Source organism: Sphingosinicella ginsenosidimutans, from assembly GCF_007995055.1.
Lineage (GTDB): Bacteria > Pseudomonadota > Alphaproteobacteria > Sphingomonadales > Sphingomonadaceae > Allosphingosinicella > Allosphingosinicella ginsenosidimutans.
Window position 1 is genome coordinate 2148889 of sequence record NZ_VOQQ01000001.1, and the last position, 21236, is coordinate 2170124.

Sequence of the window (21236 nt, forward strand, 5' to 3'; positions counted from 1 at the left end):
GATCGGGGGACTAGCAATCGGCGCCACCTTACGCCTTCACGAAGGATCACCCATGCGTCCAGGCCTGCTTGCCCCGATTCTCGCCGCGCTCGTCGTTTCCGGCGCCTCCTCGGTCGCCGCGCTCGCGCAGGATGGCGGGGGCGGGGGCGCGGGCGGGAGCGGGAGCGGCAGCTCGCGCGCGGAGGATCGCAACAAGGCGTCCGACATCGATCTTCCGCCGCTTCCCGCCGATCGCACTGTCCGCCAGAGCGCGCGGATCGGCGGCCAGGTCGTCAATTATGACGTGACGGTCGGCACCATCCCGGTCCTCGACGCCCGCGGCAAGAAGATCGCCGAGGTGGTCTTCACCTCCTATGTCGTTCCCGGCGGCGCGCCGGATCGCCCGGTGACCTTCGCCTTCAACGGCGGCCCCGGCGCCGCGTCGGTCTTCCTCAACTTCGGCGCGATCGGGCCGAAGCGGATCCAGTTCGGCACGAACGGCGACGCCCCGTCCGATGCGGCGGTGACGGTCGACAACCCGGACAGCTGGCTCGACATGACCGACCTCGTGTTCATCGATCCGGTCGGTACCGGCTTCTCGCGCAGCCTTGAGGACGAGAACGCCACCAAGCGCGATTTCTTCTCGCCGGAGCCCGACGTTCGCTACCTCTCGCGCATCGTCTATGACTGGCTGGAGCGCAATCACCGCATGCGCTCGCGCAAATATGTGATCGGCGAAAGCTATGGCGGCTATCGCGCGCCGCGCATCGCGCTTGAGCTCCAGACCCAGCTCGGCGTCGGAGTGAACGGCATCTTCATGGTCTCGCCCTATCTCGATCCGGCCGCGGTCGGCGACGGCACCGCCCTCTCGCCCTTGCCGTGGATGATCAATCTTCCGTCGATGGCCGCGGCCCGGCTCGAGCGGGAAGGGCGGCTGTCGGCGGAGACGATGGCGCCGATCGAGCACTATACGCGCACCCAGTTCGTCACCGATCTCCTCGCCGGCCGCTCGGATCCCGGCTCGCGCCAGCGCATCGTCGATCGCGTGACCGAACTGACCGGCCTGCCCCATGATCTCGTCGATCGCCTCGACGGGCGGGTGGACGAAAACACGTTCCTTCGCGAAATCCATCGCGATCAGCGGCAGATCGGAAGCGTCTATGACAGCAATGTCACCGCCTTCGATCCATTTCCCGGCTCGGCCCGCCGGCGCAGCGGCGATCCGATCCTCAACGCGCTGATCGCGCCGACGACCAGCGCGATGGTCGATTTCGTCACCCGCGTCGTCGGCTGGGATACCGACCAGCGCTACAACACCCTGTCCTATGCGGTGAACGAAGCGTGGCAGCGCGGCACGCCGGACGATTCGCCGGTTAGCGACCTGCGCCAGGCGATCGCCAACGATCCGCGCATGGGGGTGATGATCGCGCACGGCTATAACGATCTGTCCTGCCCCTATTTCGGATCCCGGCTGATCGTCGATCAGATGCCCTCCTTCGGACAGGAGAACCGCGTGCGCCTTTCGGTCTATCCGGGCGGGCACATGTTCTACAGCCGGCCGGACAGCGGCGCCGCGTTCAAGCGCGACGCCCGCGCCTTTTTCCAGGGCTGACGGGAGATCGCGGACGCGGCCGCCGCGCATCGGTGCGGCGGGGCGTCTGGAAATCGCGCGCGGCGCGGTCTATCTGTTGAACGGACAAAGGGTGGACCCGATGCTTGACGGCCTTCTGGCCTATCTCGATTCGATCAAGGCGCGCGATCCCGCGCCGCGCTCGCGTTGGGAGATCCTGCTTTATCCAGGCGTCTGGGCGCTCGCCTTCCATCGCGTCGCGCACTGGCTGTTTCGCGGGGAGCTCTTCTTCCTCGCGCGGCTGGTCAACCATGTCGCGCGGATGCTGACCGCGATCGACATTCATCCCGGCGCGAAGATCGGCCGCAATTTCTTCATCGATCATGGCTTCGTCGTGATCGGCGAGACCGCCGAGATCGGCGACGATGTCACCATCTACCAGCAGGTGACGCTCGGTGGGACCAATCCCACCAACGGTGTCGCCGGCAAGCGCCACCCGACGATCGCCGACGGCGCGATCATCGGTTCGGGCGCGCAAGTGCTCGGACCGATCACCGTCGGTGAGCGGGCGCGGGTCGGCGCCAACAGCGTCGTCACCAAGGATGTGCCGCCCGGCGCCACGATGGTCGGCATCCCCGCGCGCTCCACGCTCGTCGATGCCGGCGAAAGCAGCGGCGCGCGCTTCCTGCCCTACGGGACGCCCTGCTCCGAAATCTACGATCCGGCGACGCAGAAGCTCGAGCTGCTCCAGTGCGAGGTCGAGCAGATGAGGAAGCGCATCGCGGAGCTGCTCGCCGAACGCGACGCGGGCGAGGAGAAGCCCGCCCGGGGCCGCGGCGCGGGCAAGACGTCGGGCCGCGCCTGATGGGCACGGTCCTGCCCTTTCCAGCCGCGACAGGCGAAGGGCAGGTCGGCTTCGACAGGTTCGAGCTCAATCGCATCGTCGATCTCTACGGCCGGATGGTCGCCGCCGGCCTGTGGAAGGATTATGCGATCGAGTTCCGGCCCGATGCGGCGAGCTTCTGGGCCTTCCGCCGCGCCGCCGAGCGGCCCGAATATCGGATCGAAAAGCGCCCGGCGCTGCGCGCGCGACAGGGACAATGGGCGCTGATCGGCGAGGCCGGGCAAGTGCTGAAGCGCGGCCATGAGCTCGGCCCGGTGCTCGCCCCCCTGGAGCGGCGGCTGCTGAAGATCGTCAACGGCTGAAAAAAAAAGCCCCTCCCGGTCGGGCCGGGAGGGGGTGCGAGGTTCGGTTGGCGCTTGATCAGGCGGCTGCGGCCGCCATCGCCGCCGGGGCGCGATCCAGCACCGGCAGCCGGCCCTTGAGCCCGTCCGGCAGCGGCCGGACGACCGCGCGCCGGGCATTGTGCCAGAAGGCCGAAAGCAGCAGCAGCGCCGAGCCGATGATGAGCGCGGTGAAGGCGACGCTGAGTTCGACCGCGCCATAATCGCGGAACAGGCTGTCGAGCGCGTAGAGCACGTAAGCGAGCGCGGAGACGAGCAGCGCCCGCCGGTCCACCGCCAGCGCGACCAGCCCGAACAGGATGTAGAGCGCGACCACGATGACTGCCCCGCCGCCCGACACATGGCCTTCGGTCAGGCCGAGCAGCGCGAAGATGGGATGGGCGATCATTGGCGCCGCGAGCAGGTGCAGCCAGAAGGCGACGTCGGAACGCCGGGTCTCGCGCGTGCGGTCCGATCCGTCCCACCACATGGCGAACAGGAAGGTCGCGATGCCGAGCACCAAGGTGGTGACCAGCAGGACGTTGGTCATCCGCTCCTGTTCGGCGGCCGAGATCATCTCGGTTCCGCCGGCGATCGCCGCGGCGATCAGCGCGACGATGAGCCCGGCCACGGTCGCGGTCGCGGCGGCGATGGTGATCGGCACGCGGAAGCGCCGCCAGTGCAGCCAGGCGCCGATCGCGCCGGCGGCGGCGCTGGCGGCCATCACCAGCGTGCCGCCGGTCGGATTGTTGTTGAAGGCATCCTCGCCGATCCCGGCGATCAGGCCGAAGCCGACGGTCGCGACGACGCCGCCGACGAAGGCGAGCAGCAGGATGATGCTCGGCAGTGCCATCCGCCGCTGGCGGGTGAAGAACTCCGCCAGGCCCCAGGCGGTCGCGGCCACGAACAGGCCCATGAACGGCGTCGGTCCGTCATAATCGACATGGGGCGGCACCGAATGGCCGATCCAGCCGACCGCGACCAGCAGGATGACCGCCGCGATTGCCACGAAAATGTCGTTGAACCCGGTCAGCAGCCGGAAATTCTCCTCGTCCACCGCCGGTGTCTGGCGCGTCCCGGCGACGAAATCGCGAAGCCGCGCCGCCTGCTCGGCGGTCAACGCCCCCGCCGCCACCGCGGCCTCGAGATCGCTCTCGCTATACATGGCTCTCCTCCCTCTGTTTGAGCGGAGGCATAGCACAGGTGTGTGATGCGAGCAATACACCAACCGACGACAGGGCGGTGGAGCAGCTCTGCTTCGCAGGCAGGATTGGGTCGGCGCCCAATCCTCCCTGTCGCCGAAGGCGATGGGGAGGGGGACCAGCCACCGGCTGGTGGAGGGGCTTTCGGCGCCCGAGCTCCACCGCCTTTTCAGGGCCTATTGGCCCTGCAGCCTCTGCATGATCGTCATCGCCTGTTCCGCCCCGGATTGCGGGACGATCTCGCCGTCGCGGCTCGTGATCTCGGCCCAGTGGGCGGCGACCGCCTCGGGCGTCGCCTCATCCAGCGCGACGCCGCGGGTCAGCGTCACATAGGCGGCCTGGAACACGCCGGCGCCGGCGCCCAGGATCGCGTTGGTCGGCGCGTCCTGCGAGACGAGGTAGAGCGCGGCCGGCGCCACCAGCTCCGGCCTGAACTTCTCCAGCAGGGCCGGCGGAAAGATGTCCTCGGTCATCCGCGTCGCCGCGGTCGGCGCGATCGTGTTGACGTGGATATTGTATTTCTGCCCTTCGAGCGCGAGCGTCTTGGCAAAGCCGGCAAGGCCCAGCTTCGCCGCGCCATAATTGGCCTGCCCGAAATTGCCGTAGAGCCCGGTCGAGCTCGCCGTCATCAGGATGCGGCCATAGGCCTGTTCGCGCATCGTCTCCCACACCGCCTTGGTGCAATTGGCCGATCCGTTGAGGTGGACATCGACGACGAAGCGGAAATCCTCCATCTCCATCTTCGCGAAGCTCTTGTCGCGAAGCACGCCGGCATTGTTGATGAGAATATGGACGCCGCCCCAGCGCTCCTTCGCCTTTTCGACCATGCGGACCATGTGGTCGTAATCGGTGACGGAGCCGCCGTCGGACATGGCCTCGCCGCCCGCCGCTTCGATCTCGGCGACGACCTTCAGCGCCGCGTCGCTATGGCCGGTGCCGTCGCGCGATCCGCCGAGATCGTTGACGACGACCTTCGCGCCGCGCCTTGCAAGTTCGAGCGCATAAGCGCGCCCCAGGCCGCCGCCGGCGCCGGTGACGATCGCGACGCGGCCTTCGAAAGAGATGGTCATGACTGAAAACCCCGCTGAACCGGATGAACCGGCCAGCGGGGTAAAAGATCAACCGGCGGGCGAAAAGCCCTTGTGATCAATGCGGGCGACGATGGCGCCCGCCCTCATAGGTCTGGGTGCAATGATCGGTCACCTCGCGCGTGCAGGGCGGCGCTTCGCCCTGGGCCGGCTGCGGCGTGAACACCTGCGCCTGGTTCGGGGCGACCACGACCGGGCCGCCACCCGAGGGCGCGGGCTGGTTCGCGCCCGCGGGCGCGGAGGCGGGGGCGGAGACCACCGGAATCCCGCGGGCGTCTCGCTCGGGCGAGCCGTTGTCGGGCGCCTGGGTGTCCTGCGCGATCGCGGCGCCGCCAAACGTCAATGCGGCGGCGAACAGAAGAGCTTTCATCGCTGTTCTCCTTGCTTCGGCGCCCGGGCCCGGGCGCTGCGGATCATTCCCTGCCGCGGATGGCAGGGACGGCAAGTGGCTAAACGACGAACGTCCGATTTTTCTCCGTCCGTAACGGATTTTCCTGCGTCACGCCCGGCCTTCGGCGTCGAGCGCATAACCGGCGCTGCGCACGGTGCGGATGATGTCGGCCTGCCCGCCGGCGTTGATCGCCTTGCGAAGCCGCCGGATGTGGACGTCGACGGTCCGCAGCTCGATGTCGCTGTCATGGCCCCAGACCGCGTCGAGCAGCCGCTCGCGCGAGAAGACACGCCCGGGATGTTCGAGGAAATGGCGAAGCAGGCGGAACTCGGTCGGCCCAAGCGACACCGCGCCGCCGGCCCGCTTCACCTTGTGGCCGACCAGGTCCATTTCGAGATCGGCATAGCTCAGCCTTGCGCCGGCGAGGGCCGGCCGCACGCGCCGGAGCACCGCGCCGACCCGTGCCACCAGCTCGCGCGGGGAAAAGGGCTTGGTCACATAATCGTCGGCGCCGGTCTCGAGCCCGCGGATGCGGTCCGCCTCCTCGCCGCGCGCGGTCAGCATGATGATCGGCACGTTCGCGGTCTCGTCGATCCGGCGCAGCCGCCGGCACACCTCGATCCCGGCGATCCCCTCGATCATCCAGTCGAGGATGACGAGATCGGGCGGCATCTCGCGCGCCATGACGAGCGCGTCCTCGCCGTCGGCGGTGGACCCGACCTCGAAATCGGCGCGCTCGAGATGGAAGGTCAGCAGCTCGACGAGCGCGCGGTCGTCCTCGACCAGCAGGATCCGTGCCTTAGGCACCGAGGTCCCCCGGCGCGATTCGGGCCGCGTCGGCCCCGCGCACGCGCTCGGCAAGATGGATGCCGGTGCGCGCGAAATAGACCATCTCGGCGACATTGGTCGCATGGTCGCCGATCCGCTCCAGGTTCCGGGCGACGAACAGGAGGTGCGTCGCCGGTGTGATATTGTGGGGATTTTCCATCATGTGGGTCAGGAGCGCGCGGAAGATCGAATTGTAGAAATCGTCGACCGCCGCATCCCGGTCGACCACCGCGGCGGCCTTGTCCGCATCGCGCGCCGCGAAGGCGTCGAGCACGTTGTGGACCATCTCGCCGGCGATCCGCGCCATTTCGGGGAGCAGCGAGATCGGCCGGATCCTCGAATCCTCCAGGCTCGGGACGCGCTTGGCGATGTTCTTGGCATAATCGCCGATCCGCTCCACCACGCCTGCGATCTTGAGCGCGGCGATCACGTCGCGGAGGTCGTCCGCCATCGGCGCGCGCAGCGCGATGATCTGCACGGCCATGCGCTCGACCTCGGTCTCCAGCGCGTCGATCCGCGCGTCCCGCTCGACGATGGCGGCGGCGGCCGCGTCGTCGCGGGCGACCAGCGCGTCCATCGACTCGCGGATCGCCGCCTCGGCGAGGCCGCCCATTTCCGCGATCGTCGCGCGAAGCTCGTCGAGCTCGTCGTCGAATGCCTTCACTGTATGTCCGCTGGCCATGTCGGTCTCCTCAGCCGTAGCGGCCGGTGATGTAATCCTTGGTGCGGCCCGCCTTCGGATTGGTGAAGATGTCGGTCGTGTCGCCATATTCGACGAGGCTGCCGAGGTGGAAGAAGGCGGTGCGCTGGCTGACCCGCGCCGCCTGCTGCATATTGTGCGTGACGATGACGATGGTGAAGCGCTGGCGCAGCTCGTGGATCAGCTCCTCGATCTTCGCGGTCGAAATCGGGTCGAGCGCCGAAGTCGGCTCGTCGAGCAGGACAATCTCCGGCCGGACCGCGATCGTCCGGGCGATGCACAGCCGTTGCTGCTGGCCGCCCGAGAGCGAGAGCGCGCTCGCGCCGAGCTTGTCCTTCACCTCGTCCCACAGCGCCGCCTGGCGCAGCGCATCCTCGATCCTGTCATCGGTCTCCGATCGGCTCAGCCGTTCGTAATGGCCGAGCGCGAAGCCGACATTGGCGCGGATCGAGCTCGCGAACGGAGTCGGCTTCTGGAAGACCATGCCGACGCGCTGGCGCAGCTCCGAAAGGCTGTAGCCGCGGTCGAGCACATTCTTCCCGTCGATCAGGATCTCGCCGGTGGCGCGCTGGTCCGGATAGAGTTCGTAGATGCGGTTGATCGTCCGGAGCAGCGTCGATTTGCCGCACCCGGACGGGCCGATGATCGCGGTCACCGATCCGGCCGGGATCGACAGGGTGACGTCGCACAGCGCGCGGTGGCGCCCGTAATGGAAATCGAGGCCGCGGATCGCGATCTTGGCAGGGTGGGCCTCGTCCGCCGCGCCGGCCGTCGGCTCGGCGCCGATCATGGGGGCGATGTCGTTCATCACTTGCGTCCCTTTCGCGCGGCGAGCCGCACCAGCAGGTTGAGCGCGAGCACGAAGGCGGTGAGGACGAGCGCCCCCGCCCAGGCGAGCGCGCGCCAATTGTCATAGGGGCTCATCGCATATTGGAAGATCACGACCGGCACGTTGGCCATCGGCCCGGAGGGGTCCGCGCTCCAGAACTGGTTGTTGAGCGCGGTGAAGAGGAGCGGCGCGGTCTCGCCGCTGATCCTGGCGAGCGCGAGCAGCACGCCGGTCATGATCCCGCTCGCCGCGGCCTTGTAGATGATTCGCGCCGTCACCTTCCAGCGCGGCAGGCCGAGCGCGAAGGCGGCCTCGCGCATCTGGTTGGGGACGAGCCGCAGCGCCTCGTCGCTGGTCCGGGTCACGATCGGGATCAGGATGATCGCCAGCGCCAGCGCTCCGGCATAGCCCGAAAAGTGGCCGCTCGTTCGCACCACCAGCTCGTAGACGAAAAGGCCGATGACGATCGACGGCGCGGAAAGGAGGATGTCGTTGATGAACCGCACGCTCGCCGCGAGCCGGGTGTGGCGGCCATGTTCGGCAAGATAGGTGCCGGCCGCGATCCCCACCGGCGCGCCGATCAGCGTGCCGAGCAGCACCATCGCCGCGCTTCCGTAGAATGCGTTGGCGAGGCCGCCGTCATGGCCCGGCGGCGGCGTCATTTCGGTCAGGATCGCAGGGGACAGCGCGGCGAGGCCCTGGCTCACCGTCGTCCACAATATCCAGGCGAGCCAGAACAGCCCGAACAGGGTCGCGAAGCCGGCGAAGGCGATCGCCGCCCAGTCGAACATCTTCCGGCGAAGGACGATCCGGTTCATCAGTTCGTCCGCCCCTGCTCGCGGTCGATCCGGCGCAGCATCAGCTTGGCGAGCGCCAGGACGATGAAGGTGACGAGGAAGAGCAGGAAGGCGAGGGCGATCAGCGACGATCGGTAGAGATCGGTGTCTGCCTCGGTGAATTCGTTGGCGATCGCGGCGGCGATCGAATTGCTCGGCAGCAGCAGCGAGGCGCTGAGCTCGTGCGCGTTGCCGAGCACGAAGGTCACCGCCATCGTCTCGCCGAGCGCGCGGCCGAGCCCGAGGAAGATCGCGCCGACGATCGCCGATCGGGTGTAGGGCAGGGTGACCCGGCGCAATATCTCCCATCGCGTCGCGCCGAGCGACACCGCCGCTTCGCGAAGCGCTTGCGGCACCGCGTTGAACACGTCGCGCGCGACCGCGGCGATGAACGGGGTGATCATGATGCCGAGCACGATCCCGGCGGAGAGCAGGCCGATGCCGATCGGCGGCCCGGAAAAGAGCGGCCCGATCAGCGGCGCATGGCCGAGATGGTCGATCAGCCAGGGTTCGACGTGGATGGCCATGAACGGCGCGAACACGAACAGGCCCCACATGCCGTAGATGATGCTCGGGATCGCCGCGAGCAGCTCGATCGCGATCCCGATCGGCCCGCGGCTCCATCGCGGCGCGATGTCGGTCAGGAACAAGGCGATGCCGATGCTGACCGGAACCGCGATGACGAGCGCGATCGCCGAGGTCGCGATCGTCCCGTAGATCGGCACGAGCGCGCCGAACCTGCCGTCGACGACATTCCATTCCGTGCTGGCGAGGAAGCGCGGGCCGAAGGTCGCGAAGGCCTCGCGCCCGCCCCAGGCCATCGCCACCGCGACCCCGGCGAGGAGCAGGAGCACGAGCCAGGCGGCGCCCGCCGTCGCGATTCGGAAGGCAAGGTCGCCGGCCCGGCCGCGCGCGGCTGCGCGGATCGGGATCGGAAGGGCGGCGTCGCTCACTGGATGCGGCTTTCGATATAGGTTTCCACCTGTCGCGCCAGCGGACCGGGCAGCGGCACATAATCGAGCGCGCGCGCGCGCCCCTCGCCATGATCGATCGCCCAGCGGAAGAAGTCGATCGACGCCTGGCCGCGGCCGCGATCGCGTGGCCGCCGGTGCATCAGGACAAAGGTCGCCGCGGTGATCGGCCAGGCATCGGCGCCCGGCGCGTTGGTCATCACCAGGTGGAAATCGGGCGCGTTCGCCCAGTCCGCGCTCGCGGCCGCCTGCTGGAAGCTCGCCGTGCCCGGCGCGACGAACCGCCCCGCCGCGTTGCGCAAGGCCGCCCAGTTCATATGGTTCTGGATGACGAAGGCATATTCGATATAGCCGATCGAATTGGGGATCTGGCGGACATAGGCGGCGACGCCCTCATTGCCCTTGCCGCCGATCCCGGTCGGCCACGGCACGGACGTTCCCTCGCCGACGGCCCGCTGCCATTGCGGGCTCACCTGCGACAGATAATGGGTCCAGTTGAAGCTGGTGCCGGACCCGTCCGATCGGTGGATGACGATGATCGCCGCGTCGGGCAGCTCCACGCCCGGGTTGAGGCTCGCGATCGCCGGGTCGTTCCAGCGCGCGATCCGGCCGAGATAGATGTCGGCGAGCAGCGGCCCGGAGAGGCGCAGCCGGCCCGGCCCGATCCCCTCGATATTGGTGACCGGAACGACGCCGCCGATCGCGACCGGGAATTGGGCGAGGCCCGCCTGCGCCAGCTCGTCGGGTGGCAGCGGCTTGTCGCTGGCGCCGAAATCGACCGTCCCCGCCTTGATCTGCGCGATCCCGCCGCCCGATCCGATCGACTGGTAGTTGATCCGCCGTCCGAAGGCGTCGTGATAGTCCGCGGACCAGGCGGCGATCAGCGGGTAGACGAATGTCGATCCGGCGCCGGTAAGGTCGTTCGCCGATCCAGCCCCGGCGCCATTGCCGGAAGCGCCGCCGCCGCCGCACCCGGCGAGCGCGAGCGCCACCGCAACGATCAGACGCCTCAATCCCACTTGCCCTCCATGCGCTCCCGTCGGGAGACGCCGTCAACGCGAGCGACTCGGTCGCTTGCGGGGGGCTTGTGTGACCTTGCCGTGACTCTTTGATGACAATGGCCCGGCGCGCGGCAGATCGACCCGCACTTCGGTGCCGACGCCTAGGGTCGATCGGATGTCGAGCCGCCCCCGGTGCCTCAGCACGATATGCTTGACGATGGCGAGGCCGAGGCCGGTTCCGCCGGCGGCGCGGCTGCGGCCGGCATCGACCCGGTAGAAACGCTCGGTGAGGCGGGGCAGATGCTCGGGCGCGATCCCCTCGCCCTCGTCGATCACCGAAATGCGCAGGAGATCGCCGCCGCCGTCCTCGATCCGCACCCGTACGGGCGCATCCGCGCGGCCATATTTGAGCGCGTTCGCGATCAGGTTGCTGAACAATTGGACGAGCTGCGCGCGATCGCCGAGCACATGGGTCGATTCGGTCTCGCGCTCCACCGCCAGCGTTGCGCCGCGCACCGCGATCGGCTGGGAAAGGCTGGCGCGCGCATCCTCGATCACCGGCACGACGTCGATCGGATCGCGCGGCGCGGCGAACCGGTCCGCCTCGATCCGCGACAGCGACATGAGATCGTCGACGAGGTCGCGCATCCGCGTCGCCTCGTCCAGCATGATGCGAAGGAAGCGGTCGCGAGTCTCGGCGTCTCCGCCGGTGTCGGGGTCCTGCAAGGTCTCGATGAAGCCGAGGATCGTGGCGAGCGGCGTACGCAGTTCGTGGCTTGCATTGGCGACGAAATCGGCCCGCATCTGCTCGGCGGCGCGCAGCTGGCTGAGATCGGTCAGCCGGACCAGCCGGCTGCCGTCGCTCAGCCGGCTCACGATCATCGCCCAGGCCCGGCCCGGATCCTCGCCGAGGCCGATCAGCTCCGTTCGGCTCGTCCCGCCTTCCCCTTCGGCGCGCGGGCCCGACAGCTGCTCGGCGGCGGCCGGATGACGGATCGCAAGCCGGACGTCCTCCCCTTCGATATGGGCGCCGAGCAGCGCGCGCGCCGCGTCGTTGGCCGCGGTCACGCGCCGGTCGCGGACCAGCAGCATCGGTTCGACCATCGCGCGCAGGAGCTCGGCGAGCCCCGGCGCCGTGTCCCGGGCTGGCGTCTCCGGCTCGGCCGGGGCCGGTGTTGGCGACGTGGGGAAGCGGGGGAGGAGAGCGATCGCGAGCGCCCCCGCGATCAGCGCGGCGAGCGCCGCGAGGACGGGGGCGCCGAGCGCGACCGCGATCACGCCGCCGGCCACCGCAAGCATCGCCGCACCGATCGTCCGGATCACGCCTCGCGCCCCATCGTCCACCCGTCCCGATGCGGGACAAGCCGGCCCGCCTCGCTCGATTCGGCCCGGCTTTACGCTTATTAAACGGCGCGCGTGTATCGGATTTTCCATGAGCGGTCCTGACGAGACGAAAGGGGAGGGCGACGGGTTCGTCGCCAGCCGGCGCGCCGTGCTCGCGCTCGGCGCGATCGCGGCCTCGACGGTTGTCACCGTGCGCCCCGCGCTCGCCCAGACGGCCGGATCGATCATGGCCTGCCAGATCCCGGTGCCCGGGCCGCAGGCGGCGGGCAGCTATATCGGACAGGACGGGCGCCCGGTCGCGCCCGGCACCCCTGGCGCCGCGCCGCCGCTCGCCCGCCCGCTGACCGGCGAGGAAGCGAAGGTGCTGCTGCGCGGCTCGACCCCGCCGGGCGTCGATCCCGCCGCCGCCCAGGCTTATGCGAACTATATTCGCCGTCTGCAGGCGGGGATGAGCGGTTTCACCTGCTACGCCTCGCTGCAGATGCCGCGCTGAAACCCGCGAGGCCGTTTGTGGCCCCGCTCCGCTACCTCGCCGATCCGCCGGAAGATGTGCGCGCCGTCGCGCTCGACGGCCTGTCGGTCCTCTATCATGTGCCTTCCGGCACCACCCACATCGTCGCGTCGCCCGCCCCTGAAATCCTCGCCGCGCTTCGCGAGGGGCCGGCGGACGTCGCCGAATTGCTCGCCCGGCTCGCCGCGCATTTCGATGTCGAGGGCGACGATGCCGCCGCCGCGATCGGCGCCCGGCTTGGCGAGCTCGAGGCGGCGGGGCTGGTGCGGCGGGCATGAAGCACAGCCTCACGCTTCGCATCGGCCCGGTGGGCTTCCGCATCGGCTCCGCGTGGCGCGGCCCGATCGACGCCCTCGCCGCGCTCTATAAAGGCTATCCGGCCCCCGAGGACGGCATTTGCGATTTCACCGTCCGGCTGGAGCCCGAAAAGCCGTGGCGGCGCTGGCTGCGCCCCTCGGTCGCGATCCAGGGCGATTATGTCCTCCCCGATGCCGCGCCGATGGCGCTCGCCCACGGCCTGCTCGCCGCCGAAATGGGAATGAACCTCCAGATGGCGCTCGGCCAGAAAAGCTGGCTGCTGCTCCACGCGGCGAGCGTCGAGAAGGATGGGCGGGCGCTGATCCTCACCGGTGAATCGGGCGCTGGCAAGTCGACGCTCGCCGCCCTGCTCGGCGAGCGCGGCTGGCGGCTGATGGGTGACGAATTCGCTTTGCTCGATCCCGAAAGCGGCGCCCTCCATCCGTTCCCGCGCGCCGTCAGCCTGAAGAATGGCGCGATCCGGGTGATGGAAGGGGAGGTCGACTCCGCCCGCTTCGGCCCCCGTCTCGAAGGCACCCCCAAGGGCGCGATCCGGCACCTCCGGCCCAACGCGCAGGCGCTGGCGCGGATGGACGTGCCGGCGTCACCCGCGCTGATCCTCTTCCCTCGCTTCGGCGAGGCGGCGGCGGCGCGCGCGGTCGGTCCGGCGGAAATCTTCATGCGCCTCACCCAGGCCTCGACCAATTATGTCGCGCTCGGCCAGGCCGGCTTCGATGCGCTGACCCGGCTCGTCGCGACGCCGGCGGCGGCGATCGACTATCCCGACACGGCGAGCGCGGTCGATCTGGTCGAAACCTTGTGGGCCGAAGCGGCATGAGCGCCGGGCGGCTCCTCGTTTCGGCGCTCCGCGATCCGGGCTCGCTCGCCGATCCCGACTGGTCGGCACTGATTGCCGCCGCGCGCGCCGAACAACTGCTCGGAAGCCTCGCCGAACGGCTCCGGAACCACGCGCTTCCCCGCAAAACCACGCAAATCCTCGCCGCCGCCCGCCGCGAGAGCGCGCATCAGCGGACGCGGGCGCTGTGGGAGGCCGAAATGGCCCGCCGGGCGCTCGCCCCGCTCGGGGTGCCGGTCGTGCTGCTCAAGGGGACGGCCTTCCACGCCGCGAACCTCGCCGCGGCCGCCGGCCGCAGCGTCGGCGATCTCGATATCCTTGTCCCGCGCGAGAGGATGGCGCAGGTCGAAGCGGCCCTGCTCGCCGCCGGCTGGGAGCGGATGAAGGAGGCGGACGGCTATGACGATCTCTATTACCGCCGCTGGATGCACGAGCTGCCGCCGCTGATCCACCGCGACCGCGATCGGATGATCGACGTCCACCACACGATCCTGCCCCCCACGGCGCGGCCGACGCCGGACGCAAGGGCGCTGATCGCCGACAGCGTCGCGCTCGAATCCGGCCTTCGCATCCTTGCCCCCGCCGACATGGTGATCCACGCCGCCGCGCACCTGTTCGCGGACGGCGATCTCGCCGGCGGGCTTCGCAATCTCTGGGATATCGATCGGCTGCTTCGCCAGTTCGATTCGGCGGCCTTCCGCGCGCAGCTCGCTGCCCGCGCGGATCTCCACCAGCTCCGGCGGTCCACCGCGCGCGCCCTCCGGCTCGCCGCGCGCCTCTACGGCAGTCCGATCGACCGAGGCCTGGCGGGCCGCGATCGCATCGCCGACCGCCTGTTCGAAGCGCGCCTGCTCGCCCGCAACGGCTGGGGCCAGCCGCGCCGGCCGCTGCTCCGCTTCGCCTTTTACGTGCGCTCGCACTGGCTGCGGATGCCACCGGCGATGCTGGCGCGGCATTTGTGGGTCAAGGCGAGGCGCTGACGCGCGCTTCGTCGCGTCAGCGCGACGTCGGTCTCATTCACTCGCGACGGACCCGATCGGCCCTTCGTACGTTTGCCGCCGATCAACCCAGGAGCGAATGATGAAGCCTGTCCGCCTTTTGCCGCCTCTCGCCATCCTCCTTGCGATGTCTGCCTGCAATGGCGCGGCGTCGAGCGACAATGTTGCCGCCAACGCCGATCTCACCGCCAACGACACCATCGCGAACGACGAAATGGCGGCGGAGAATATCGACGAGGGCGATGCCAGCGCCGAGGTCGCGCCGCTGCCTGCGCCGCCCAACGATCTCAGCGCCGACGATGCCGCGCCGCTCGTCCAGGCGACGCAGGTCGCGGCCGAGATTGCCCAGGACAGCAGTGTCGAGCGCGTGCCCTATCAGGACGGGTGGGCATGGCGCCGCAACGGCCAGATCATCCGCACCGCCTCGCGCGATGGCACGCGGGTCTCCTATTTCCGCCCCGGCGAGAGCGCGCCCTTCTACGTCCAGCAGGGCGATCGCGGCTTCGCTTATTCGGGTGGCCAGCCGCGGCGCGCCTATGACCGATCCGGCCATGCCGCGCAGGTCGATGCCGCGCGCCGCGCGGAGGCTGAGCGGCTGGCGCAGCAGTCGCGCCGCGAACGCGAGGAGGCGCAGCGCGCGCCTTCGCGCCCGACGCCAGACCGCAACCGGCCGGGTCGCCCCGACGCGAATGACGGCAATCGGCACGACGGCGATCATGCGCGTCCCGACGGCGATCACCGTCCCAACGCCGGCAACAACGCCGATCACCGCCCGAACGCCGGCGGGAACGACGGTCGCCGCCCCGGCGCCGGGACCGACCGCACCCAGAACGATCGCCGCTCGAATGATCGTCGCCGGGCGGGCTCGGATGACGACGACCAGAACGGCAATCGCCTCGGCAGCCGGGGCCACTGAGGCTCAAAGCGCGGCGAGCGTCTCGGCGAGCGCCGCGTAGCGATCGATCACCGCGTCGGCGCCGAGCGCTTCGGCGGGGCGGTCGGCAAAGCCGAAGCTCACAGCGACGAAGGGCAGCCCGGCGGCGCGCGCCGTTTCGGCGTCGGTGATCGAATCTCCGATGAACACCGCGCGCCCGCCGCCGGCGCGGGCAATGGCTTCGCGTGCCGGCGCCGGATCGGGCTTGCGCACGGCGAGCGTGTCGGCGCCGACGATTGCGCCGAAACGCCCGCGCCAGCCGAGCGCGTCGATCAGCAGGTGGGTCAGCCGCTCGGGCTTGTTGGTGCAGATCGCGAGCGATGCGCCAGCCGCCACGAGCGCGTCCAACGCGGCCTCGACCCCCGGATAAGGCCGGGTGTGGTCGCAGATGTGCGCGGCATAATGTTCGAGGAAGATCGGATAGCCCTCGTCGACCAGCGCCTCGCTCGATTCGCCGCTCAGCGCCAGTCCCTCGCGGATCAGCACGCGGCCGCCGCGCCCGACGAGGCGTTTCACCGTCTCCAGATCGACGACCGGCCGCCCCATCGCCTTGAGCACATGGTTGAGCGAAGCGGCCAGATCGCCGGAACTGTCGACCAGGGTGCCGTCGAGATCGAAGAGGACGATGTCGAAAGGGATGCGCGCCATTCGCCCCGCTCTTCCCGGCGGCTATGGAAATGGCAAGCGTTCCGTGGCAGTGCGCGCTCCATGACCACGCCCGTCGCCGCCATCATCCTCGCCGCCGGCAAGGGCACGCGGATGAAATCGGATCTGCACAAGGTGATGCATCCGATTGCCGGCCGGCCGATGCTTGGCCACCTTCTCGCCAGCGTGGCGGAACTCGAGCCGGCGAAGACGGTGGTCGTGGTCGGCGACAAGGCGGAGCAGGTCCAGCCACTGGTCGCGGCGTTCGGCGGCGTGGTCGCGATCCAGGATCCGCAGCACGGCACCGCCCATGCTGTGCAGCAGGCGCAACACGCGTTGGCTAACTTCGCGGGCAATGTCCTCATCCTCTACGGCGACGTGCCGTTCGTCGGCGCGCAGACCATGCGGCGGATGCTCGATCGGCTGGAGGCCGGGGACCGGCCCGCGGCGGTCGTCCTCGCCTTTCGGCCGGACGATCCGGCCCAGTATGGGCGCATCGTCGCGGCCGAGGACGGCACGATCGCGAAGATGGTCGAATATAAGGACGCGAGCGACGCCGAGCGCGCGATCGGCCTGTGCAATTCGGGCCTGATGGCGGTGCGCGCGGCGGACCTCTGGCCGCTGCTTGCGCGCGTCGGCAACGACAATGCGGCGGGCGAATATTACCTGCCCGACATCGTGATGATCGCCGCCGCCGACGGCCGGGCTTCCGCGGCGATCGAGGCCGACGCCGCCGAAGTGACCGGCATCAACAGCCGCGCCGAGCTTGCCGCGGCCGAGGCCGCCTGGCAGGCGCGGCGGCGTGCCGACGCGATGGCCGACGGCGTCAGCCTGATTGCCCCTGAGACAGTCTGGTTCAGTTTCGATACGAAGCTCGGCCGAGATGTGCTTGTCGAACCGAATGTTTTCTTCGGCCCCGGTGTGAGCGTCGGCGATCAGGTGCGGATCCGCGCATTCTCCCATATCGAGGGCGCGACGATCGGGGCGGGGGCGGAGATCGGCCCCTATGCGCGGCTGCGCCCCGGCGCCAGTATCGGCGCGGCGGCGAAGGTCGGGAATTTCGTCGAGATCAAGAAAGCGGTGCTCGGCGCCGGCGCGAAGGCCAACCATCTTTCCTATATCGGCGATGCCGATGTCGGGGCGGGCGCGAATATCGGCGCCGGCACGATCACCTGCAATTATGACGGCTTCTTCAAGTACCGCACCGAGATCGGCGCGGGCGCCTTCATCGGCTCCAACTCGGCGCTGGTCGCGCCGGTCAGGATCGGGCCCGGCGCGATCGTCGCCGCCGGCTCGGTCGTCACGGCCGACGTCACCGAGGACGCGCTTGCCATCGCGCGCGGGAAACAGGTTGAAAAGCCCGGCTTCGCGCTCAAATTCCGCGAGATCATGGCGGCGAGAAAGAAGAGCAAACCCAATTGAGCCCATTCGCCGCATCCGCGAAAGCGGGGGAGCCGCTTTCTCCCTGAAAGCGATTGGCGAAGGGACGCTGGGTTCCCGCGTGCGCGGGAATGACGGAGCAGGATTATGTGCGGGATCATCGGAATCGTCGGCAAGGAAGACGTCGCGGCGCGGCTGCTCGACGGGCTGAGGCGGCTCGAATATCGCGGTTATGACAGCGCCGGCATCGCGACGCTTCATGACGGGCGGATCGATCGGCGGCGGGCCGAGGGCAAGCTCGGCAATCTCGCCCGGCGGCTCGCCGAAAGCCCCCTTCCGGGCGCCATCGGCATCGCCCATACGCGCTGGGCGACGCATGGGGCGCCGACCGAGGACAATGCCCATCCGCACATCGTCGGCGACGTCTCGATCGTCCACAACGGCATCATCGAGAATTTCAAGCCGCTCCGCGACGAGCTGGTCGCCGAAGGCCGGACCTTCGCAAGCCAGACCGATACCGAGGTTGTCGCCCATCTCGTCGCGCGCGAGGTGGAGCGGGGAAGGGCGCCGCGCGAGGCGGTCGCCGCGGTGCTGCCGCGCCTTCATGGCGCGTTCGCCATCGCGTTCCTGTTCCGCACCGATCCCGATCTGCTGATCGCCGCCCGGCTCGGCGCGCCGCTCACCGTCGGCTATGGCGCCAAAGACGAAAATGGGAGGGGCGAGAATTATATCGGATCGGACGCGATCGGGCTCGCCTCGCTGACCCAGCGCATCGCCTATCTGGAGGAGGGCGACTGGGCCTGCGTCACCCGCGAGTCGGTCGAGATTTTCGATCGCGACAACAACCCGGTGACGCGCGAGATCGTGAACAGCGGCGCCTCTGGCCAGCTCATCGACAAGGGCAATCACCGCCACTTCATGCAGAAGGAGATTTACGAGCAGCCAGTCGTCGTCGCCCAGACGCTCGGTTCCTATCTGCGCCCGCTGGAGGAGCAGGTGGCGCTCCCCGACATGGATTTCGATCTGAAGTCGATCGAGCGGGTCGCTATCGTCGCCTGCGGCACCGCTTCCTATGTCGGGATGATCGGCAAATATTGGATCGAGCGGTTCGCGCGCGTGCCCGTCGAGGTCGATGTCGCGAGCGAGTTCCGGTACCGCGATCCGGTGCTGCTGTCGAACACATTGGGGGTCGTCGTCTCCCAGTCCGGCGAGACCGCCGACACGCTCGCGGCGCTGCGCCACATGAGGGCGAACGCAGTCACCACGGCCGGGATCATCAACGTCCCGACCAGCTCGATGGCGCGCGAGGTCGATCTGCTGCTTCCCACCCATGCCGGGCCGGAAATCGGCGTCGCCTCGACCAAGGCCTTCACCTGCCAGCTTGCCGTGATGGCCGCACTCGCGGTGAACCTGGCCCGCGCCAAGGGGCGGCTGACGCGCGACGAGGAGCGCGAGATCGTCCGCCATCTCGTCGAGGCCCCCGCCGCGCTCAACGCTGCGATCGAGCATGATGAGGAGATCCAGGCGATGGCGCACACGATCGCCGCCGCCCGCGATGTCCTCTATCTCGGCCGCGGGCCGGATTATCCGCTGGCACTCGAAGGGGCGCTGAAGCTCAAGGAAATCAGCTACATCCACGCCGAAGGCTATGCCTCGGGCGAGATGAAGCACGGGCCGATCGCGCTGATCGACGATTCCGTCCCGCTGATCGTGCTCGCGCCGTCGGGTCCGCTGTTCGACAAGACCGTCTCCAACATGCAGGAGGCGATGGCGCGCGGCGCGCAGGTGGTGCTGATCTCCGATGCCGAGGGGCTTGCCGCCGCCGGCGACGGCCCGATCGCGACGATCGAGATGCCGAAGGTCCACCCGCTGATCGCACCGCTCGTCTATGCGGTGCCGGTGCAGCTGCTCGCCTATCATGTCGCGGTCGCCAAGGGCACCGACGTCGATCAGCCGCGCAACCTCGCCAAATCGGTGACGGTGGAGTGAGCGGCCGGGGATACGAGGAGAAGTTGATGAAGGCCGTCGTGGTGACCGACCCGAAGGCGGGGACGGCAGGGATGAAGCTCGTGGAGCGGCCCGCGCCGATGCCGGCGATCAACGATGTCCTCGTGGAGGTCCACGCGTCGGGCTTCGTCAACACGGAGCTGGCCTGGCCGTCGACCTGGGCCGATCGCCTCGGTCGCGATCGGACGCCGACGATTCCGGGGCACGAGCTCGCCGGCGTCGTCACCGCGCTCGGCTATGGCACGACCGGGCTGGCGGTCGGGCAGAGGGTGTTCGGCCTCACCGACTGGTATCGCGACGGCACGCTTGCGGAGACGGTGGCGGTGGAGGCGCGCAATCTCGCGCCGCTGCCCGACGATGTCGATTTCACGACCGGCGCGAGCCTCCCGATTTCGGGCCTCACCGCCTGGCAGGGGCTGATCGTCCACGGCCAGCTGAAGGCGGGGCAGCGGGTGATCGCGCACGGCGCGGCCGGCGCGGTCGGATCGATGGTGACGCAACTCGCGCACGAATTCGGCGCCCATGTAATCGGGACCGGACGCGCCGCCGATCGCGATACGGCGATGGGGTTTGGCGCGAACGAGTTCGTCGATCTCGATCATCAGGCGCTGGAGGAGGTCGGCACGGTCGATCTCGTCTTCGACCTGATCGGCGGCGAGATCGGGGCGCGCTCGGCACGGCTTTTGCGCCCCGGCGGGCTTCTGGTGTCGATCGTCGGCGCGCCCGAAGACCTGCCCGCCGGCGTCCGGGCGATCGACTTCGTGGTCGAATCGGATCGCGCCCAGCTCGCGGAGATCGCGGCGCGGGTGCGCGACGGACGGCTCCGGACCAATATCGGCACCGTCGCCTCTCTCGACGACGCCGTCGCCGCCTTCAATCCGACCGGACGGCGCAAGGGAAAGACGATCATCCAGCCGCGTGCCTGAGAGGCGGTCGCGGCATGCCTCGCCAAGAGTGGGGCGAAGGGCATCGACGTCTATCAGCCGAGGCACCTGACGAAAAGCGTGACGGTGGAATAATGGTCTTTCGATTCGGCACGCAGGCCGCTTCGGATTTTTCTTATTCTCGCAAGCATATCCGCTATACCGTTGGCCATGCGAACTGTGATTTACATTGCCTTGGCCCTAGTCGGGTGCAGCGCCGCGACAACGCCAACCTCCGCAACCTGTATACCTGAAATGGTAGATTACTCGCTTCGTGGCGAACTCGCGCAGGCTCGCTATGTTGTTGCGGCACGTGTGTTGAGCGAGACTTGGCTGGATGAAACGGGGAGGCCGACCCGGCTTCATGGTCACCTGACCTTTGGCTCGATGCCCGGCGGCTTCGACCCTTATCTGGGCGCGAACTATCGCGTTCGAGTGAATCGTGTTTTCAAGGGCCAGCCGACCCGGCTCCTGACGATCTTCAGCGAGAATAGCACCGCTCGGACACCTATGGCCGTGGGAGAAGACTATCTGATTTTCGTTTTCAATGGACATGACGATCTTGGCCACGCCGTTCTGGTCTCAAGCAATTGCGGCAATTCTGGCGTTCTCAGGCATCGTGCGAACGAAGTGCGCCAGTTGACGCGTCTGATTGGGAGCCGAAACGGAAGCAGGCGCCGCAACTTCCCCCCGAACCGGTGATCCGATCTGGTCGCCAACAT

23 protein-coding genes are annotated in these 21236 nt (G+C 68.8%); 12 read left to right on the forward strand and 11 right to left on the reverse strand.

Going from position 1 to position 21236, the window contains the following annotated elements; all coding sequences use genetic code 11:
- Window positions 1-52: 52 nt before the first annotated feature.
- From FRZ32_RS10685 to FRZ32_RS10695, 3 genes are all read left to right on the forward strand, one after another.
- The gene (locus tag FRZ32_RS10685; protein ID WP_147043488.1) at window positions 53-1591 is read left to right on the forward strand and encodes a S10 family peptidase; all 1539 of its coding nucleotides are present in this window, start codon (window positions 53-55) and stop codon (window positions 1589-1591) included.
- A 100-nt stretch (window positions 1592-1691) separates the two neighbouring features.
- Window positions 1692-2414, forward strand: coding sequence for a serine O-acetyltransferase EpsC (gene epsC, locus FRZ32_RS10690; RefSeq protein WP_147043489.1), 723 nt, complete (start codon window positions 1692-1694; stop codon window positions 2412-2414).
- Window positions 2414-2755 (forward strand): DUF2794 domain-containing protein, encoded by a 342-nt coding sequence (locus tag FRZ32_RS10695; RefSeq protein WP_147043490.1) that lies wholly within the window; start codon window positions 2414-2416, stop codon window positions 2753-2755. The genes epsC and FRZ32_RS10695 overlap by 1 nt, the downstream gene beginning before the upstream one ends.
- Window positions 2756-2813: 58 nt before the next feature.
- Here the strand turns inward: FRZ32_RS10695 and FRZ32_RS10700 are convergent, their stop codons facing one another.
- The 10 genes from FRZ32_RS10700 to FRZ32_RS10745 all read right to left on the reverse strand — a co-directional run bounded on the left by FRZ32_RS10700 (window position 2814) and on the right by FRZ32_RS10745 (window position 11942).
- Window positions 2814-3938, reverse strand: coding sequence for a hypothetical protein (locus FRZ32_RS10700; RefSeq protein WP_147043491.1), 1125 nt, complete (start codon window positions 3936-3938; stop codon window positions 2814-2816).
- Between the two features lie 213 nt (window positions 3939-4151).
- On the reverse strand, window positions 4152-5045 hold the full coding sequence (locus tag FRZ32_RS10705) for an SDR family NAD(P)-dependent oxidoreductase (RefSeq protein WP_147043492.1): 894 nt from the start codon (window positions 5043-5045) through the stop codon (window positions 4152-4154).
- A 76-nt stretch (window positions 5046-5121) separates the two neighbouring features.
- On the reverse strand, window positions 5122-5433 hold the full coding sequence (locus FRZ32_RS10710) for a hypothetical protein (protein WP_147043493.1): 312 nt from the start codon (window positions 5431-5433) through the stop codon (window positions 5122-5124).
- A 129-nt stretch (window positions 5434-5562) separates the two neighbouring features.
- Window positions 5563-6261, reverse strand: coding sequence for a phosphate regulon transcriptional regulator PhoB (phoB, locus tag FRZ32_RS10715; RefSeq protein ID WP_147043494.1), 699 nt, complete (start codon window positions 6259-6261; stop codon window positions 5563-5565).
- Entirely contained in the window at window positions 6254-6964 is a 711-nt protein-coding gene (gene phoU / locus FRZ32_RS10720) for a phosphate signaling complex protein PhoU (RefSeq protein ID WP_147043495.1), read from the reverse strand. The genes phoB and phoU overlap by 8 nt, the downstream gene beginning before the upstream one ends.
- Window positions 6965-6974: 10 nt before the next feature.
- Complete coding sequence (pstB, locus tag FRZ32_RS10725; RefSeq protein ID WP_424141303.1) at window positions 6975-7772, reverse strand: phosphate ABC transporter ATP-binding protein PstB; 798 nt, start codon at window positions 7770-7772, stop codon at window positions 6975-6977.
- A gap of 17 nt (window positions 7773-7789) precedes the next feature.
- A complete protein-coding gene (gene pstA / locus FRZ32_RS10730) occupies window positions 7790-8629 on the reverse strand; it encodes a phosphate ABC transporter permease PstA (RefSeq protein WP_147043497.1) in 840 nt (279 codons plus the stop codon).
- Complete coding sequence (gene pstC / locus FRZ32_RS10735; protein WP_147043498.1) at window positions 8629-9600, reverse strand: phosphate ABC transporter permease subunit PstC; 972 nt, start codon at window positions 9598-9600, stop codon at window positions 8629-8631. The genes pstA and pstC overlap by 1 nt, the downstream gene beginning before the upstream one ends.
- Window positions 9597-10637 carry a phosphate ABC transporter substrate-binding protein PstS gene (pstS, locus tag FRZ32_RS10740; protein WP_147043499.1) on the reverse strand — a complete coding sequence of 347 codons (1041 nt, stop codon included), beginning with the start codon at window positions 10635-10637 and terminating at the stop codon, window positions 9597-9599. The genes pstC and pstS overlap by 4 nt, the downstream gene beginning before the upstream one ends.
- A 33-nt stretch (window positions 10638-10670) precedes the next feature.
- The gene (locus FRZ32_RS10745) at window positions 10671-11942 is read right to left on the reverse strand and encodes an ATP-binding protein (protein ID WP_243445266.1); all 1272 of its coding nucleotides are present in this window, start codon (window positions 11940-11942) and stop codon (window positions 10671-10673) included.
- A 109-nt stretch (window positions 11943-12051) separates the two neighbouring features.
- On the opposite strand from FRZ32_RS10745, the gene FRZ32_RS10750 reads away from it, so the two are divergent.
- The 5 genes from FRZ32_RS10750 (at window position 12052) to FRZ32_RS10770 (ending at window position 15541) form a co-directional block, all read left to right on the forward strand.
- Complete coding sequence (locus FRZ32_RS10750) at window positions 12052-12456, forward strand: hypothetical protein (RefSeq protein WP_147043500.1); 405 nt, start codon at window positions 12052-12054, stop codon at window positions 12454-12456.
- Window positions 12457-12473: 17 nt separating this feature from the next.
- Window positions 12474-12752: an HPr-rel-A system PqqD family peptide chaperone gene (locus FRZ32_RS10755; protein ID WP_147043501.1), complete on the forward strand. Its 279-nt coding sequence runs from the start codon at window positions 12474-12476 to the stop codon at window positions 12750-12752.
- Window positions 12749-13609 carry an HprK-related kinase A gene (locus tag FRZ32_RS10760; RefSeq protein ID WP_147043502.1) on the forward strand — a complete coding sequence of 287 codons (861 nt, stop codon included), beginning with the start codon at window positions 12749-12751 and terminating at the stop codon, window positions 13607-13609. The genes FRZ32_RS10755 and FRZ32_RS10760 overlap by 4 nt, the downstream gene beginning before the upstream one ends.
- Complete coding sequence (locus tag FRZ32_RS10765; protein WP_147043503.1) at window positions 13606-14607, forward strand: nucleotidyltransferase domain-containing protein; 1002 nt, start codon at window positions 13606-13608, stop codon at window positions 14605-14607. The genes FRZ32_RS10760 and FRZ32_RS10765 overlap by 4 nt, the downstream gene beginning before the upstream one ends.
- 100 nt (window positions 14608-14707) lie before the next feature.
- A complete protein-coding gene (locus tag FRZ32_RS10770; RefSeq protein WP_147043504.1) occupies window positions 14708-15541 on the forward strand; it encodes a hypothetical protein in 834 nt (277 codons plus the stop codon).
- Between the two features lie 3 nt (window positions 15542-15544).
- On the opposite strand, the gene gph is transcribed toward FRZ32_RS10770, so the two are convergent.
- Entirely contained in the window at window positions 15545-16207 is a 663-nt protein-coding gene (gene gph, locus FRZ32_RS10775; protein ID WP_147043505.1) for a phosphoglycolate phosphatase, read from the reverse strand.
- Window positions 16208-16267: 60 nt separating this feature from the next.
- Between gph and glmU the strand changes: the two genes are divergently transcribed.
- The 4 genes from glmU (at window position 16268) to FRZ32_RS10795 (ending at window position 21216) form a co-directional block, all read left to right on the forward strand.
- On the forward strand, window positions 16268-17626 hold the full coding sequence (gene glmU / locus FRZ32_RS10780; RefSeq protein WP_147043506.1) for a bifunctional UDP-N-acetylglucosamine diphosphorylase/glucosamine-1-phosphate N-acetyltransferase GlmU: 1359 nt from the start codon (window positions 16268-16270) through the stop codon (window positions 17624-17626).
- A 105-nt stretch (window positions 17627-17731) separates the two neighbouring features.
- On the forward strand, window positions 17732-19573 hold the full coding sequence (glmS, locus tag FRZ32_RS10785; protein ID WP_147043507.1) for a glutamine--fructose-6-phosphate transaminase (isomerizing): 1842 nt from the start codon (window positions 17732-17734) through the stop codon (window positions 19571-19573).
- 26 nt (window positions 19574-19599) lie between these two features.
- The gene (locus FRZ32_RS10790; protein ID WP_147043508.1) at window positions 19600-20517 is read left to right on the forward strand and encodes an NADP-dependent oxidoreductase; all 918 of its coding nucleotides are present in this window, start codon (window positions 19600-19602) and stop codon (window positions 20515-20517) included.
- 252 nt (window positions 20518-20769) lie between these two features.
- The gene (locus FRZ32_RS10795) at window positions 20770-21216 is read left to right on the forward strand and encodes a hypothetical protein (protein WP_147043509.1); all 447 of its coding nucleotides are present in this window, start codon (window positions 20770-20772) and stop codon (window positions 21214-21216) included.
- The last annotated feature ends 20 nt before the right edge of the window (window positions 21217-21236 follow it).

What these genes read in the sequence shown, in the direction of transcription:
- FRZ32_RS10705 (WP_147043492.1), bottom strand. Translation starts at nt 5,045, where the DNA reads ATGACCATCTCTTTCGAAGGCCGCGTCGCGATCGTCACCGGCGCCGGC.
- FRZ32_RS10750 (WP_147043500.1), top strand. Translation starts at nt 12,052, where the DNA reads ATGAGCGGTCCTGACGAGACGAAAGGGGAGGGCGACGGGTTCGTCGCC.
- FRZ32_RS10790 (WP_147043508.1), top strand. Translation starts at nt 19,600, where the DNA reads ATGAAGGCCGTCGTGGTGACCGACCCGAAGGCGGGGACGGCAGGGATG.
- phoU (WP_147043495.1), bottom strand. Translation starts at nt 6,964, where the DNA reads ATGGCCAGCGGACATACAGTGAAGGCATTCGACGACGAGCTCGACGAG.
- gph (WP_147043505.1), bottom strand. Translation starts at nt 16,207, where the DNA reads ATGGCGCGCATCCCTTTCGACATCGTCCTCTTCGATCTCGACGGCACC.
- FRZ32_RS10795 (WP_147043509.1), top strand. Translation starts at nt 20,770, where the DNA reads ATGGTAGATTACTCGCTTCGTGGCGAACTCGCGCAGGCTCGCTATGTT.
- epsC (WP_147043489.1), top strand. Translation starts at nt 1,692, where the DNA reads ATGCTTGACGGCCTTCTGGCCTATCTCGATTCGATCAAGGCGCGCGAT.
- pstA (WP_147043497.1), bottom strand. Translation starts at nt 8,629, where the DNA reads ATGAACCGGATCGTCCTTCGCCGGAAGATGTTCGACTGGGCGGCGATC.
- FRZ32_RS10770 (WP_147043504.1), top strand. Translation starts at nt 14,708, where the DNA reads ATGAAGCCTGTCCGCCTTTTGCCGCCTCTCGCCATCCTCCTTGCGATG.
- FRZ32_RS10765 (WP_147043503.1), top strand. Translation starts at nt 13,606, where the DNA reads ATGAGCGCCGGGCGGCTCCTCGTTTCGGCGCTCCGCGATCCGGGCTCG.
- FRZ32_RS10760 (WP_147043502.1), top strand. Translation starts at nt 12,749, where the DNA reads ATGAAGCACAGCCTCACGCTTCGCATCGGCCCGGTGGGCTTCCGCATC.
- glmS (WP_147043507.1), top strand. Translation starts at nt 17,732, where the DNA reads ATGTGCGGGATCATCGGAATCGTCGGCAAGGAAGACGTCGCGGCGCGG.
- glmU (WP_147043506.1), top strand. Translation starts at nt 16,268, where the DNA reads ATGACCACGCCCGTCGCCGCCATCATCCTCGCCGCCGGCAAGGGCACG.
- FRZ32_RS10700 (WP_147043491.1), bottom strand. Translation starts at nt 3,938, where the DNA reads ATGTATAGCGAGAGCGATCTCGAGGCCGCGGTGGCGGCGGGGGCGTTG.
- FRZ32_RS10710 (WP_147043493.1), bottom strand. Translation starts at nt 5,433, where the DNA reads ATGAAAGCTCTTCTGTTCGCCGCCGCATTGACGTTTGGCGGCGCCGCG.
- FRZ32_RS10695 (WP_147043490.1), top strand. Translation starts at nt 2,414, where the DNA reads ATGGGCACGGTCCTGCCCTTTCCAGCCGCGACAGGCGAAGGGCAGGTC.
- pstB (WP_424141303.1), bottom strand. Translation starts at nt 7,772, where the DNA reads ATGATCGGCGCCGAGCCGACGGCCGGCGCGGCGGACGAGGCCCACCCT.
- FRZ32_RS10685 (WP_147043488.1), top strand. Translation starts at nt 53, where the DNA reads ATGCGTCCAGGCCTGCTTGCCCCGATTCTCGCCGCGCTCGTCGTTTCC.